General features: G+C 71.3%; 12 protein-coding genes. 7 read left to right on the forward strand and 5 right to left on the reverse strand.

The features are described from left to right. Positions 1-63 precede the first annotated feature (63 nt). Genes N7E59_RS02640 through rsmA form a run of 3 tightly spaced genes read left to right on the forward strand, consistent with a single transcriptional unit; the run spans position 64 to position 3,793 of the window. Positions 64-1,902 (forward strand): AMP-dependent synthetase/ligase, encoded by a 1,839-nt coding sequence (locus N7E59_RS02640; RefSeq protein WP_261623362.1) that lies wholly within the window; start codon positions 64-66, stop codon positions 1,900-1,902. Between the two features lie 2 nt (positions 1,903-1,904). Then, positions 1,905-2,924, forward strand: coding sequence for a TatD family hydrolase (locus N7E59_RS02645; protein WP_261623363.1), 1,020 nt, complete (start codon positions 1,905-1,907; stop codon positions 2,922-2,924). Between the two features lie 5 nt (positions 2,925-2,929). Beyond that, positions 2,930-3,793, forward strand: coding sequence for a 16S rRNA (adenine(1518)-N(6)/adenine(1519)-N(6))-dimethyltransferase RsmA (rsmA, locus tag N7E59_RS02650; RefSeq protein WP_261623501.1), 864 nt, complete (start codon positions 2,930-2,932; stop codon positions 3,791-3,793). Position 3,794: 1 nt separating this feature from the next. On the opposite strand, the gene N7E59_RS02655 is transcribed toward rsmA, so the two are convergent. Further along, positions 3,795-4,424, reverse strand: coding sequence for a Type 1 glutamine amidotransferase-like domain-containing protein (locus N7E59_RS02655; protein ID WP_261623364.1), 630 nt, complete (start codon positions 4,422-4,424; stop codon positions 3,795-3,797). 143 nt (positions 4,425-4,567) lie between these two features. Here N7E59_RS02655 and N7E59_RS02660 point away from each other — a divergent pair, with 143 nt between their 5' ends. After that, a complete protein-coding gene (locus tag N7E59_RS02660; RefSeq protein ID WP_261623365.1) occupies positions 4,568-5,572 on the forward strand; it encodes a 4-(cytidine 5'-diphospho)-2-C-methyl-D-erythritol kinase in 1,005 nt (334 codons plus the stop codon). Here the strand turns inward: N7E59_RS02660 and N7E59_RS02665 are convergent. Continuing rightward, positions 5,535-6,188, reverse strand: coding sequence for an alpha/beta fold hydrolase (locus N7E59_RS02665; RefSeq protein WP_261623366.1), 654 nt, complete (start codon positions 6,186-6,188; stop codon positions 5,535-5,537). The genes N7E59_RS02660 and N7E59_RS02665 overlap by 38 nt on opposite strands. A gap of 101 nt (positions 6,189-6,289) precedes the next feature. Here N7E59_RS02665 and N7E59_RS02670 point away from each other — a divergent pair, with 101 nt between their 5' ends. Beyond that, entirely contained in the window at positions 6,290-8,158 is a 1,869-nt protein-coding gene (locus tag N7E59_RS02670) for an ABC-F family ATP-binding cassette domain-containing protein (protein ID WP_261623367.1), read from the forward strand. A gap of 119 nt (positions 8,159-8,277) precedes the next feature. Further along, positions 8,278-9,435, forward strand: a complete 1,158-nt coding sequence (locus N7E59_RS02675; RefSeq protein WP_261623368.1) for a serine/threonine-protein kinase — start codon at positions 8,278-8,280, stop codon at positions 9,433-9,435. A 5-nt stretch (positions 9,436-9,440) separates the two neighbouring features. On the opposite strand, the gene N7E59_RS02680 is transcribed toward N7E59_RS02675, so the two are convergent. Continuing rightward, a complete protein-coding gene (locus N7E59_RS02680; RefSeq protein WP_261623369.1) occupies positions 9,441-10,712 on the reverse strand; it encodes a hypothetical protein in 1,272 nt (423 codons plus the stop codon). Positions 10,713-10,902: 190 nt separating this feature from the next. On the opposite strand from N7E59_RS02680, the gene N7E59_RS02685 reads away from it, so the two are divergent. Then, positions 10,903-11,427, forward strand: a complete 525-nt coding sequence (locus N7E59_RS02685) for a DNA-binding protein (RefSeq protein WP_261623370.1) — start codon at positions 10,903-10,905, stop codon at positions 11,425-11,427. A 170-nt stretch (positions 11,428-11,597) separates the two neighbouring features. Here N7E59_RS02685 and N7E59_RS02690 read toward each other — a convergent pair whose 3' ends face one another. Both N7E59_RS02690 and N7E59_RS02695 read right to left on the reverse strand, forming a co-directional pair. Continuing rightward, positions 11,598-12,590, reverse strand: coding sequence for a DUF6612 family protein (locus tag N7E59_RS02690; RefSeq protein ID WP_261623371.1), 993 nt, complete (start codon positions 12,588-12,590; stop codon positions 11,598-11,600). A 226-nt stretch (positions 12,591-12,816) separates the two neighbouring features. Next, positions 12,817-14,895, reverse strand: a complete 2,079-nt coding sequence (locus N7E59_RS02695) for a vWA domain-containing protein (RefSeq protein WP_261623372.1) — start codon at positions 14,893-14,895, stop codon at positions 12,817-12,819. Positions 14,896-15,044: the final 149 nt, after the last annotated feature.

The following is a 15,044-nucleotide window of genomic DNA, read 5'->3' on the forward strand; positions in this document are numbered from 1 at the left end:
GCCTGTCCGTGAGCCCATCCGTGAAGCTGTCTCCGAGCGTGCCGGTGTCTATATAGTGGCCGGGTGACTTCCGCCGCACCCCACATCACCGAGGCCTCGACCGCGCAGTTCTGCTCCCTCGACGAGGACTCGAACGTCACCGACGGGCTGCTGAGCCTCGTCGACCGCGACCCCCGCCGCCCGGTGTACGCAGTGCCCACCGGTGCCGGGGGCTGGATGGACGTGACCGCCTCCCGGTTCCTGACCCGGGTGCGCTCCGTGGCCCGCGGCCTGATCGGCCTCGGCATCGCGCCGGGCGACCGCGTCGCGGTGATGTCGCCGACCTGCTACTCCTGGGCCGTCATCGACCAGGCCGTGTGGTTCGCCGGCGGCATCTCCGTGCCGATCTATGAGACCAGCTCGGTCAGCCAGGTGGTCCACATCCTCACCGACTCCGGCGCCTCGCTCGCCATGGCCGGCACCGAGGCGATCGCGGAGACCATGGAGCGGGCCGTGGCCGAGGCCGGCGTCGAGGTGCCGGTGCACGGCATCGGCGACGACCTGGCCCTGGCCGCGCTGGCCGCACAGGGCCGGTCCGTGGACGACGAGCAGCTCGAGTCCGCCCGCACCGCCTCCGGGCTCGACGACGTCGCCACCCTGGTCTACACCTCCGGTACCACCGGCGTCCCCAGCGGTGCGCGGATCACCCACCGCAACCTCGCCGAGGGCGGAGCCAACATCGTGGAGTTCGCCGCCGAGATCCTCGGCGGCCCGGACTCGCGCACCCTGCTGTTCCTTCCGCTGGCCCACGTGCTCGCCCGTGCGGTCCAGCTGATGTGCCTGCACGCCGGAGTGCAGGTCGCCCATTCGCCCTCCACGGCCACCCTGCCCGAGGACCTCGCCTCCTTCCGCCCGACCTGGCTGCTCGGCGTGCCCCGGGTCTTCGAGAAGGTCTACCAGGGAGCCTCCGCCAAGGCCCACGCCCAGAGGAAGGGCCGGATCTTCGACGCCGCCCGGGACACCGCCGTCGCCTACTCCCGGGCGCTGGACGCGGCCGCCTCCGGTCGCGGCGAGGGGCCCTCGCGGATGCTGCGGGCCAAGCGGGCCGTGTTCTCCCGGCTGGTCTACTCCAAGCTGCGGGCGGGCCTCGGCGGACGCGCGGAGTTCATGATCTCCGGGGCCTCCGCACTCGACCCCGAGATCGCCCACTTCTTCACCGGCGCCGGCGTCCCCGTCCAGGAGGGCTACGGGCTCACCGAGTCCACCGCCCCGGCCACGCTGAACATCCCCGGATCGACGCGCATCGGATCGGTAGGACTGCCGGTGCCCGGGACCACCGTGCGCCTGGCCGAGGACGGCGAGGTGCTGCTGCGCGGCCCGGTGATCTTCGACGGCTACCACGCCGCCGAGGCACGCACCGAGGCCGCCTTCGACCGGGACGGCTTCTTCCGCACCGGGGACCTCGGCGCCCTCGACGACGACGGCTTCCTCACCATCACCGGGCGGAAGAAGGAGCTCATCGTCACCGGCGGCGGCAAGAACGTGCACCCCACCCCGCTGGAGGAGCTCGTCCGCCGGGAGCCGCTGGTCTCGCAGGTGATCGTCGTCGGCGATGGCCAGCCGTTCGTCGGCGCCCTGGTCACCCTGGACCCCGAGGCGCTCTCCGCCTGGTCCCGTCTCGAGGGTCGGGCTGAGATGAGCCTCGCCGAGGCCTGCGTCGACGATCAGGTCCGCGCGAAGATCCAGCAGGCGGTGGATGCGGCCAACTCGACCGTGTCCCGGGCCGAATCGGTGCGTCGGTTCACCATCCTGGACGCCGAGCTCACCGAGGACTCCGGGCACATGACCGCGTCGATGAAGCTGCGCCGGCACCAGGTGCTGGCGGACTTCTCCTCCGCAGTCGACGGGCTCTACGCGAGGTGAGCATGGATCCGCAGCGGCCGACGATCGTCCCGGGGGAGACTCCCGCCGCCTATGTGCCGTGCCCTCATCCCGAGGACGCCGATCACGACAGCGTCGCCGGTGCCGGAGCGGGGGCCGGAGCGGGGGCCGGAGCGGGGCCCGACGGGCCGGTGCGGGACTCCCGGGAGGAGAAGTCCCGGCGGAGGCGCCGCCTCGAGTATCCGCCGGCGCCCGAGCCGCTTCCCGTGCCGGTGATAGACAACCATGCGCATCTGGACTTCCGCGACGGCATGCTCACCGTGGAGGTGGCCGAAGCCCTTGCTGTGGCCGAAGCGGTCGGCGTCAGCGGTGTGATCGGCGTCGGATATGACGTGGCCTCCTCAGAGTTCTCCGTGCGCGCCGCACAGGAGCATCGGCGGATGAAGGCCGCCGTCGCCCTGCACCCCAACGAGGCCCCGCAGCTGGTCGCCGACGGAGGCTTCGAGGATGCGTTCGCCCGCATCGTGGAGCTCAGCGCCGAGGACCAGGTCGTCGCCGTGGGGGAGAGCGGGATGGACCGCTTCCGGACCGGCGAGGAGGGGATGGCCGCCCAGCGCGAGAGCTTCGCCCGGCACATCGAACTCGCCGTCGACCGCGGGCTGGCGCTGCAGATCCACGACCGGGACGCCCACGACGACGTCGTCGCCGGATTGGACGACGCCCCGCGCATCCCCGAATCGGTCGTGTTCCACTGCTTCTCCGGCGACGCCGAGCTGGCACGGATCTGCAACGACAACGGCTGGTTCATGTCCTTCGCCGGAACCGTGACGTTCAACAACGCCGCGGGTCTGCGGGAGGCGCTCGCGATCGCCGACCCCCGCCTGATCCTGGTCGAGACGGACACCCCGTTCCTCACCCCACACCCCTACCGCGGCCGCCCCAACGCCCCCTACCTGATCCCACAGACCCTGCGGTTCATGGCCGAACACCGTGACACCACTGTGGAGTCCCTGGGGCAGCAGGTCATGTACAACACCGTCCAGGCCTATGGGAGCTGGACGTGAGTGCGATGCCCGAGCTGCTCTCCGCGGCTCACATCCGCGCGCTGGCGGACCGGCTCGGAGTGCACCCGACCAAGCAGTGGGGCCAGAACTTCGTGATCGACCCGAACACGATCCGTCGGATCGTCGGACTCGCCGAACTCACCGGGCGGGAGCATGTCCTCGAAGTCGGCCCGGGGCTGGGCTCGCTGACCCTCGGCCTTCTGGATGAGGCCGCGCAGGTCACCGCGGTGGAGATCGATCCGACCCTGGCCGATCAGCTGCCCGAGACCGTGGCCGGCTTCCGACCGGAGTCGGCCGAGCGGCTCACCGTGCTGCAGGCGGATGCGCTGAGGGTCGGCGGCGAGGAGCTCGGGGCTCCGGAGGTGCTGGTGGCGAACCTGCCCTACAACGTGGCGGTGCCGGTGGTGCTGCACCTGCTCCAGCAGCTTCCCGGGCTGGACCGCGGGCTGGTCATGGTCCAGGAGGAGGTCGCCGACCGTCTGGTCGCAGGCCCGGGGTCCAAGGTCTATGGGGTCCCCTCGGTGAAGGCCGCCTGGGACACCACGATGCGCAAGGCCGGGGTCGTGGGCCGGCGGGTGTTCTGGCCGGAGCCGCGCATCTCCTCGGGCCTGGTCCGCTTCGACCGCCGGGAGACCGCCGCCGATCGGCTGGGAGCTGAGGTCACCCGCACCCAGGTCTTCGCCGTGGTGGACTCCGCGTTCGCCCAGCGTCGCAAGACCCTGCGCGCTGCGCTTTCCGGACTCGCCGGCGGCGGGGAGGCCGCCGAGCAGGCGCTGCGGCGGGCCGGGGTCGACCCGCAGGCCCGCGGAGAGACCCTCACGGTGGAGGACTACACCCGGATCGCCGCCGCGCTGGCCGACCGGCCCTAGGTCACGGCGAGTCCACCATGTGCCGCGCGCCGTCACGGTAGATCAGGGCGTGGTCGTCGGGGAGCAGCACCAGCGGGAAGTCGGCGTCGTAGGTCTCCACGACCTTTCCGATGACGGCGGCCGGATACGGAGCCAGATTGCCGTCGGCGTGGGGGACGACGACGTCGCCGACGAGCCCCAGACCGGTGAGGTCCGTGAGCTCCGGCACCTGACCGGGATCGTCCATCAGCGAGATCGGCTCGGTGCTGGGACCGGCCACCACCGCCCCGGCGCTGGCGCCGATGTAGGGCAGCCCGCCCCGCACCGCCTCGAGCAGCACCTGGTCCGCACCCGAGGAGCGCAGCGCATGGAGCAGCACGAAGGTGTGGCCTCCGGCGACGTAGACGGCGTCGACCTCGTCGAGCACGGCCAGCAGGTCCTCCGGGGTCAGGCGCCCCGCGGTCACATCGCGGAGCTCGTAGCCCAGGCCGGCGAGCTGTTCCCGCTCGTCGGAGACGAAGGCCTCCTCGGTGAAGGGCGCGGCGGCGTCGTCGACGTAGGCGATCCGCACCGGTGATCCGGCATCGGGCAGGGACTCCTCGAGGAAGGCGGGCACCGCGCCGACCCCGACGGAGAGCAGAAGAACGTCCATGTCAGCACTCTACGCCCGAGGTGAGACATCCGTGCGTCGGCCGGCCGGAGGGCCCGGATCCCGAGACAGCGTGGGAGGTGTCACAGGCCCGCGATAGAGTCGGAACCGAGCCGCCGACCCGGCTCATGGAGGAGCACCGCAGGATGAGGGACAGCGAGTTCTTCGGCTACGTCACCGCCGTGGCGCCGGGGAAGGTGAACATGGGCCTGCGCGTCGGCCCGCCGCGCGAGGACGGGTACCACTCCGTGGCCACCCTCTACCTGGCGGTCTCGCTGCACGAGGAGGTCACCGCCTCACCCCGCGACGACGGCGCGGTGACCGTCACCCTGTCGGAGCGGTCGGCGTTCCGAGAGACCGAGTTCCGGGATCGGGACTCGGGGGAGGTCGTCGCCGTGCCGGTGCCCGTCGACGAGCAGAATCTCGCCCACCGTGCGGCCACCCTGCTGCGCTCACGCCTGGGCCACACCCGGGGTGTGGACCTCACCATCACCAAGAACGTGCCGATCGCCGGGGGCATGGGCGGCGGATCCGCCGACGCGGCGGCGACCCTGGTGGCCTGCTCCGCGCTCTGGGACGCCGGCCTCTCCAAGGAGCAGCTCGCGGAGCTCGGGGCCGAGCTGGGCGCCGATGTGCCGTTCGCGATCCTGGGAGGTGCCGCCGTCGGGCAGGGCGTCGGCGACGACCTCTCGCCGCTGCTGGCCCGCGGCGAGCTGCACCTGGTGATCGTCCCCGCCACCACGGGGCTCTCCACCCCGGAGGTCTACGGCCTGCTGGACTCTATGCGCGAGGAGGCCGGTGTGGAGGCCGAGCCGCCCGAGCTGGATCAGGACCTCATCCGCGCGGTCTGCACCGGTGACGTCGAGACCGCCGCGATGCTCATGGCCAACGACATGCAGGCCCCCGCCGTGTCCATGCTCCCGGTGCTCGACGACATGATGGACGTCGGCATGGTCGAGGGCGCGATGCAGGGGATGGTCTCCGGATCCGGGCCGACGGTGATGTTCCTCGCCCGGGACGCCGAGGCCGCCGCCGCGCTCGCGGCACGGCTGGAGGAGCGCACCTCCGCCTGGGCCATCCCGGTCTCCGGGCCGGCTCAGGGGGCCCGGCTGCTCACCCACCGTCCGGGGGAGACTCCGCTGCGCGGCTGAGGACCTGCTCGATGAGTCGGGGGAACGCCTGCGGCGCGTCGACGGCGATGTCATGCCCGCAGGTGTCGACGATCTCGTGCTCGGCGTCCGGCAGAACGTTCGCCGCTCGTTCGGTGGGGCGGTGATGGGCCAGGTCGTCCTGCCCGCAGGCCACCACTGCGGGAGCGGTGATCAGGGGCAGGTCGTCGCGGATGTCGGCGCCGGTGGCGTCCCCGAGGATCCTGGCGATGCGCTGACGGTCCACCGTCTCGGAGGAGCTGAGACCACCGACGGGGTTGGGGTTGAGGATCTTGTGGGCCATGTAGGTCCGCACCGGCGTCGGATGCAGCACCGGCGCCCACAGCAGCACGGCGCGCGGCCGGTCCGGGCAGCGGGCGGCGAATCGGGCCGCCACCAGGCACCCCAGCGAGACTCCGACGAGGACGGGCCGGCGGACCTGCGCCTCGTCCAATCGACGTCGCAGCGCGTCGGCCGCGGCATCGACGTCTAGATCGCCCTCGACGAGCTCGCTGAGCGTCACCGAGAGGGCGGGGGCGGGCGCCATCTCGTCGACCACGTCCCGCCATGCCGCCGCACTGAGTCCGGGTCCGATGAGGCACACGATCTGAGGATCCATGGTGTCCACTCTGTCACACAGGTCACACCGGCCCGTCGGTCGGTCGTGGGGGCGCGGACGCGGTTCGTGGCGCGGACGTGTCCTGCGATAGGTGTTAACCCATGGCACATCTGCTCGGAGCCGAAGGGCTCTCCATCACCTTCGGCACCCGCACGGTCCTGGACGACGTCACCCTCGGCATCGACGCCGGCGATCGCATCGGCATCGTCGGACGCAACGGAGACGGCAAGTCCACGCTGATGCGCCTGCTGGCCAAGCACGCCGACCCTGATGCGGGTCGGGTCACCTGGCGCAACGACGTCGCCGTCGGGTTCCTCGACCAGTCCGACGTGCTCGACGGAGCCCTGAGCGTCCGCCGGGCCGTGGTCGGGGACCTCGCCGAGCACGAGTGGGCCTCGGATCCGAAGATGCGCGACATCGCCTCCGGGCTGCTCGGCGGTCTGGACTGGGAACGGCCCGTCCGGGCGCTCTCCGGCGGCCAGCGGCGACGGGTGGCCCTGGCCCGGCTGCTGATGTCCGACGACGACGTGCTCATGCTCGACGAGCCGACCAACCACCTCGACGTCGAGGGGGTGGCCTGGCTCGCCGATCATCTGAAGCGCCGATGGCGTGCCGACGACGGCGCCTTCCTGGTCGTCACCCACGACCGCTGGTTCCTCGACGAGGTCTGCAGCCTGACCTGGGAGGTCCACGACGCGACCGTCGACGCCTTCGACGGCGGCTACGCCGCATACACGCTGGCCCGCGCCGAACGCGACCGTGCGGCCGCTGTGGAGGAGCAGAAGCGCCAGCAGCTGGTGAAGAAGGAGCTCGCCTGGCTGCGCCGCGGCGCCCCTGCGCGCACGTCGAAGCCCAAGTTCCGCATCGATGCCGCGAACGCGCTGATCAACGACGTCCCCGAGCCCCGCGACACCCTCCGGCTGCAGAAGATGGCCACCGCCCGACTGGGCAAGGACGTGCTGGACCTCGAGGACGTCTCGCTGACCGTCGACGTCGCCGACGTGGAGGCCGAGTCGCGGGATGAGAAGGTCATCTTCGACCACGTGACCTACCGGCTGGCGCCGGGGGAGCGGGTCGGCGTCGTCGGGGTCAACGGCGCCGGAAAGTCGACTCTGCTGAAGCTCCTCGACGACCAGATCGCCCCCGACGCCGGACGGGTACGGCGGGGGAAGACCGTGCGGACCGCCATCCTGTCCCAGGAGGTCGGAGAGCTCGAGTCCCGGGCCCACCTGCGTGTCCACGAGGTGATGACCGAGGAGAAGTCGCTCTTCGACGTCGGCGGCCGGGAGCTCACCGCCGGGCAGCTGCTCGAGACCCTCGGCTTCCCCCGGTCGCGGCAGTGGACTCCGGTCGGCGACCTCTCCGGCGGCGAACGTCGACGGCTGCAGCTGCTCAGGCTGCTCACCGGGGAGCCGAACGTGCTCATGCTCGACGAGCCCACCAACGACCTCGACACCGACACCCTCGCCGCGGTGGAGGACCTGCTCGACGGGTGGCCCGGCACGCTGATCGTCGTCAGCCACGACCGGTACCTGCTCGAGCGCGTCACCGATCACCAGCTCGCCCTGCTCGGCGACGGTGCCCTGCGGAACCTGCCCGGCGGCGTCGAGCAGTACCTGGAGATCCGCTCCGGGCGCGAAGCGGCTCCGGGACCGACGGCGAAGACCTATCACCGAGCCTCGGCCGGGACGACAGCGGCGTCGCCGTCGTCGTCGGCTGCGGGTGCGGGTGACTCTGAGGTCAGCGAGGCGGAGAAGCGGCAGGCGCGGAAGCAGATGTCCCGGGTGGAGAAGCAGATGGAGCGGCTGTCCGAACGGCAGACGGCGCTGCACGAGCAGATGGCCGAGGCCGGGCAGGCTGTGGACACCGAGCGGCTCGCCGGGCTGCAGTCCGAGCTGAGCGAGGTCGAGACCGAACTGACTCAGCTCGAAGAGGTCTGGCTCTCCGCAGGCGAACTCGCCGACTCCTGAATCTCAGCCCGCTGCCCCCTCATCGAGGGAGCGAAACCGGCCCCGACACGCCGGGTGGGAGCACGAGATTCTCTCCCTCGATGAGGGTGTCCGGACCGCGGCGGTTAGACTGAGCGCCCGTGGGAGATGTGTTCGCCGGGCGCTACGAACTCGTCGACCCGCTCGGTGAGGGCGGGGTCGGCACAGTCTGGCGCGCCTGGGACCGACGGCGCAGCCGCTACTGCGCGGTCAAGGTCCTCCGTCAGGTCGACGCCGCCTCCCTGCTGCGCTTCATCCGCGAACAGAGCCTGCGACTCGAGCATCCCCACGTCCTCGCCCCCACCGGGTGGGCCGGAGAGGACGACAAGGTCCTCTTCGCGATGCCCATGGTGCGGGGCGGGTCCGTGGCCACCCTCGTCGGGGACTTCGGCCCCCTGCCCGTCCGGCTCGCCGCCGTCCTGCTCGACCAGCTGCTCAGCGCACTGGAGTCCATCCACTCCGAGGGCGTGGTCCACCGCGACGTGAAGCCGGCGAACCTCCTGCTCGACGCCACCGGCACCGGCCGCCCACACCTGTGGCTCGGCGACTTCGGCATCGCGGCGGGCATCGACGAGCCCCGCCTCACCCAGGGTCCCTACGCCCTGGGCACGCCGGGGTACCTCGCGCCCGAGGTGCGGCGTCAGGGCTGGCACCCCGACCCGCGCGCAGACCTCTACTCCGCGGGGATGAGCGCCCTCGAGATGCTCACCGGCGCGCCTCCGGAGGACGACGTCGACGTCGCCGAGGCGCTCGCGGCCGCACCGCGCGCCGACCCCGTGCCCGAGGCACTGGTCGAGATCGTCGCCGCATTGGCCGAGCCGTCGCTGCGCGCGCGGATCGGCGTCGCCGAGGACGCCCGAGGCCGACTGGCCGAGTCCGGTCTGCTGGCCGCGGCATCGTCGGATGACGACGACGGCTTCGGTGAGGTGGAGTTCTTCGACCACATCCCCCCGCTCCCTGAGGGGTGGACGCCGGAGGGCCCGGCCACGGGCCCCGCCGAGTCCGGGCCCACAAGGTCGGCCGCGCCGCCGCTGGTCCCCTCCCCGCAGAACGGTCCGCCCACAGGCGGGACCGGCGTCGGCCCGGCGGCCCCGCCGCCGACCCGCCACCAGGGGACTCCCCACAGCCCCTGGACTCCCGGACCGCAGCCCCAGACCCCGGCACCGCGCGCCCGCTCGTCGAAGCTGACGGCGACCGCCCTGGCGATGATGCTGACCGGACTGCTGATGCTGCTGCTGATGCTCCTGCTGCTGGCCTGACGGTCTCACCGGCGACGAGCCGCGATGAGCAGCCCGCCTCCGGAGATCAGCAGCAGCGATCCGACGACGCCGATCACCGCGATCGTGACCGGATGCTCGGCGAAGCCCCGCATCGCTGCGAGGGGGCCGCCGCCTGAGGACCCGGAGCCGGGCACCTCCGGCTCCTGATCCTCGGGGTACTCCGGCGCGCCCTCGCCCGCCTCGCCGAAGGTCTGCAGCGTCAGCTGCGCCTCGAGCTCCAAGTCCTGGTGGTCCTCGGACGGCGGGACGTGGATCACCAGATAGTGGTCGCCGGCGACGGAGCTGCCCCCAGGGGTGAACTCCGTCCGCTCGGCCCAGCGCACCTCGGCGGTGGAGGCGCGGACTTCGGTGCCGAATCCTGAGGTGAGGAATCCGGTGCCGTTCGCCAGGCGGCCGAACAGGGGATCCAGCACCGAGAGCTGCACGGTGTCCATCGCCCGCCAGGCGTCCTGATCCTCCTCTGACGGCTCCGGGAAGTACGTCTCGGCCTGGAGGCGCTGACCCCAGTCCAACGGCACCCGGAAGACCCTGACCTGGCCCGGGGCCAAAGTGACCCGATAGGTCCCACCCGGTTCGAGCTCCGCGGCCTCGGCGAAGGACGTGCCGCCGTCGACCTCCTCGGCCCCTGCCACGTCGCGCCCGATGTCCTCCCAGTCGGGGGTGCCGTCCTCGGGCTCGGGCAGATCGTCGGCGTCGGTCGGGGTGGGCTCTTCGAACACGACGATCTCCGCCGGCCGCCCCGCGGCCTGGAGACCCTCGGAGGAGGAACCCTGTTCGAGCTCCACCGTGAGGACCAGCTCCTCCTCATCGTCGCAGCCCTCGGTCTGGCCGGGCACGCTCACCAGGTGGGCGGAGCTCACCGCTCCGGGAGCGGGGCCGGCCCCGGAGGAGAGGACGTCGTAGGCGCAGGAGGTGCCGTCCCAGGTGCTCAGGGTGGCGGTGATGACGTCGAACTCGTCGTCGGCGTCGAGGGGATAGCGGGTCATCACTCCCACATGCAGGGACGAGTCGACGGCCTCCCGGGGGATCCGATAGTGCAGAGTGCCCTCGGTGAGGGTGTCGAGGTAGCGTCCGTCCACGGCCAGCTCGGCGGCGTCGCCGGGCGACCCGCCGCCGGAGACCTCATCGCCGGAGAACTCGAAGCCGTCCGCGTCGGGGCCGCCGTCGGCGGCATGGGCGAGGTCGGCAGGTAGGCTCACCAGGCCCGCCAGGGCCAGCGCGGTGCCTACCGCGCGGGCGCGCCGCCTCAGCCTCATCCCAGCACCTTCCCCCCGGCTCATGGACCCATCGCCCCGGATGCTCGCCGGTGCCGTCCCCGGCCGAGGGCGGCACAGCTGGATGCAGTCTAGCGCCCGCCCTGCCGAGCCTGTGGAGGACCACTGGTGACGAGCGGGGACTCGGGTAGAATTCGCAACAGCGAATCACTCGTGCGGAAGAGGAGGAACGATGCCGGTTCAGGAGAACCTCGACGCTCAGCGTCAGGCGTACGGCGAACCGCTCTCGGAGATCTTCGGGCGGCTCCGGGCGGCCTTCGGGCTGAACCAGGCGGGCCTGGCCGGCGTGCTGGGGCTGTCGGCGCCCATGCTCTCCCAGCTCAACAGCGGCCAGCGGGTCAAGATCGGCAATCCTGCGGTGCTGCAGCGGGTCCAGGCGCTGAGCGAGCTGGCCGACCAGCTGGCCGAGGGCACCGTGCAGCAGCAGGACGTCGCCTCCCGGCTGGAGGAGATCCGCACCTCCAGCGGCCAGTTCACGCGCAGCACCTCCACCGCACTGGGAGCCTCGGGCGACGACGCCGTCGTCGCCGGGATGCGCAACCTGCTGCGGGCGGTGGCCTCGGGCGCCGAGCTCAGCCGCGCCGCGGCCAGACTCGAGGCCGACCACCCCGACCTGGCGGAGGTGCTGAGGCTCTACGGCACCGGTCCGGCGGGGCCGGCGGCCGCCCACTTCGCACGGCATCGCAGCCTCTTCTGAGGCTGATCGTCGCCGCTGCGAACGTCTGCGGTCGACTGCGTCAGGCCGACCGCGTCAGGCCGAGGACTCGGCCTCTGACGCACGGAAGGAGGGGCGGAGCGCCCCGTTCGTCGCGCTCCGCCCCTCCGGTCCGTATCGGTCCGCCCCGAGGCTGACCCATCCCTGAGTGATCAGACGTTCGACGCCCACGGGTCGTCGGAGCGGGAGTCCTCGGAGTCGTCAGACTTGTCCGAGTCGTCAGAGTCGTCAGAGTCGCCTGAGTCGCCGGTGTCCGAGTCGTCCAGATCGCCGTCCTCCGGAGAGGTGCCGGGCATGCCCAGACCGTCGTCCAGGTCCTCCTCGTCGATGCCCTCGTCCTCGAACCAGTCGTCGGTCTGACCGCTGCGCTCGGCCTCGTCGACCACCCAGCTGGGCACCTCGATCGGACCGACCTCGTCGAACTCGGAGAACTGGGCCTCGATGGTCATCGCGTCTGAGCCCCAGACGGTCTCGGACTCGATGCCGAAGTCGAAGCTGGTCATGTGCATGGAGTCGGCGTCGACGACGACCTCGATCTCCATCTCGGTGTCGGCCTGGCGGTAGCCCTCCCAGGTCAGGGAGAAGGTCTCCTCGAAGGCCTCGAACACCTCGCGGTCGTCGCCGCTGTACCGCAGGGTGTACTGCGGCGAGCTCTTCGTGCCGGTGCGGGTGAGCTCGAACTCGTCCTCGACGGTCTCCAGGTCGTCCACGAGGGCCAGATAGCCGGGCGCCTCCTCGTCGCCGCTCAGATCCGGGGAGGGCGTCTCGTACCAGCCGTAGGCGTTGTCGTTGGCGAAGGCCCGCTCGCCGTCGGAGTAGATCTGGACGGACTCGTACTGCCCGTCGCCGCTGACGTCCGCCCGGTAGTGCCCGTCGCTGAAGTCTGCGGCGCCCTCGCCGGTCATGGTGGCCGTGTAGCTGTGGCTGCGGTATTCGGCGTCGACGTCGATGGTGAGGCTGAGCTCGGTGTGCAGATCCTCCAGCTCCTCCGCAGTCTCGGCGACCTCGCCGAGCACGTCGGGGGCGGTGTCGACGGGCGGTGCGTCCTTCGCCAGGGCGGCGGGGCTGCACAGCGCCGTGCCGATCAGCGCGGCGGCGGCGGTGGAGACAGCGGTGGCGGTGGTGGCGGTGGTGGTGCGTCGCATGGTCCTGCTCCTTCTTCTCGGTGATCGAGCGACCTTTCATCGGCTTCGCTAGTGCAAATATAGAAGCTTGCGATAGCAAATGCAACCCCTGTGTTCGACGTCGTGTCGGTGAGTCGGTGCCGGGGGCTCCCTCACCCGCACGCAGGAGGCCCCGGACCGCCGCATGGGGCGGTCCGGGGCCTCCTGATCCGACGATGCCGCCGCACAGTGCGGCGGTCACCGGGCATCAGTCGTCGGAGTCGCTCGGATCCTCGGAGTCGCTCGGGTCCTCAGGCTCGCGCGTCTGCTCATCCGCGCGGTCCGGGAAGAGCAGCTCCTCGCCCGACGGACGCTGGGGCTCGCCCTCCCCGGAATCCCCGAAGGTCTGGACCGTGAGGCGGTACGGGACGGGGAAGGAGTCCCCGCTGTCGGTCTGGTCCGCGGCCACCACGAGGTAGTACTCGCCGTCGATCGAGCTCGAGGAGATGTGCTCCGTGAACGAGTGGCGGTTGTTCCACCGCACCTCAGGCGTCATCGCCTGCAGGTCGGTGTCCATGGTGGAGAACAGCGATCCGAAGTCCGAGCCCGCGACGCCCTTCATCGGGGACATCAGCGTCAGGCCCACGGTGCTCACGTCCTGGACCCGCTCACGCAGCGCGCCGCCGGACTGGGGGAAGAAGGCTTCGGCCTGGAGGCGCTCACCCCACTCCACCGGTACCCGGAAGACCAGCGTCTCGCCGGGCAGGATGTCCCCGTCGTAGGTGGTGCCGGGCTCCAGCAGCGGGGCGTCGTTGAACGAGGATCCGCCGACGACGTCCTCCGCTCCGGCCGGGTCGCGACCCATGTCCTCCCAGGAGTGGGTCTCGCGCTCGACCGCCGGCTCCAGCGAGTCGGCGTCCTCGGCCTCGGGCTCCTCGGCGATGAGCAGCTCGAAGGCCTGGTCCACGGTCTGCGGGTCTTCGATGAAGTCGTCGAGCTCGACGGCGAGCACCAGCTCGTCGTCCTCGGTGCACGGGTCTTCGTCGTCGGTCGACTCGGGGTCGTAGGCGGCCGTGGCCTGCATGGTGCGCAGGAAGTTGCGCGTGGACATGGACTGTCCCACCATCCGGCTCTGGGCGCAGACGTCGCCGTCCCAGGTCTCGATGCGCACCTCGACCCAGTCCGAGTTCTCCGGGTCGTTGTGCGTGGTCAGGCCCACGTGCAGGGAGGAGCGGTCCATCTCCCGCGGGATCCGATAGTGCAGGGTGTCCTCGGAGAACTCGTCGATGTACTGGGTCCCGGACTCCAGGGTCGGAGCGTCGCCCCAGTTCGCCGCACCGGTGACCTGCTCGCCGCTGAGCGTGAACGGCTGGAAGGCCCGCTTCGAGACGCGCTCCAGCGCGTGGTCGAGCGATTCGGCGTCGGCGGCGTCGTAGTACTCTCCGTCCCCGGCCGCGGCGATGCACTGCAGCTGCTCGCGCGCTTCGTCCTCCACCTCGTACCCCACGGTGTGGATGGTCAGGTCGATCCCGTGCGAGGCCAGCGTCTCCGCGACCTCGCAGGGGTCCGGCGCACAGTTGTCCTCTCCGTCGGAGACGAGCACGATGGTCCGGCGCCCGTCCTCGCCCAGATCCTCGGCGGCCTCCTCCAGGGCATGCGCCAAGGGGGTCCGGCCGCCGACGGCGTCGTAGGAGTCGATGGCCTCTGTGAGCTCGTCGCGGTTGTCGCCGCCGATCGGCACGACCAGCTCGGAGTCCTCGCAGGCGCCCGAGGCGTCGGGGTCGGTGATCTCCGAGGAGAAGACGCGCAGTCCGACCTCGTCCTCGTCGTCGAGGCCGTCGACCACGCCGTGCAGCGCGTCCCGGGCCGCCTCGATGCGGGTGGTGCCCCCGGTGTCCGACTCGTCCATCGATCCCGAGGCGTCCATGACCAGCAGCAGCTGCGAGTCCTCGAGATCCGCGGCCCCCGCCGAGTCCCCGTCGTCTTCGGAGCCGGCGTCGTCCTCGTCGGTCTCGTCCTCATCGGCGTCGTCCTCATCGGCGTCGTCGGCATCCTGGGCGTCGTCGCCGGACTCGTCCTCATCGTCGGAGCCGTCCTCCGAGCCGCCGTCCTCCGAGTCGTCCTCGCCAGGCTCGTCCTCAGGCTCGTCTTCAGCCTCCTCCTCGGTCTGTCCGACGTCCTGCTCCTCCTCGGAGCCCTCGTCGGCCCCGTCGGCGGAGCCGTCCTGCGGGAGGCATCCGGCGGTGGCGGCGGTGAGCACGGCGATGAGTCCGAGCGCGTACGCCCGGGATCTCGGAGCGACGGTGCGACCCGGGTCGGTGATGGTGCGAGCGGTGATCCGTTCCATGATGTGCTCCTCAGCAGCGGTCCGACGACCTCATCCGCCGGACACAAAGTGTTTGCATCTGCAACTCTAGACCGATGTGGAGCGACCCGGCAAGAGACATGCCGCCGGACGGGCCTGACTGATGTGAACTGAGCGATGCAGTCATGGGA

The sequence above is a fragment of the Nesterenkonia marinintestina genome, assembly GCF_025420485.1.
GTDB lineage: Bacteria > Actinomycetota > Actinomycetes > Actinomycetales > Micrococcaceae > Nesterenkonia > Nesterenkonia marinintestina.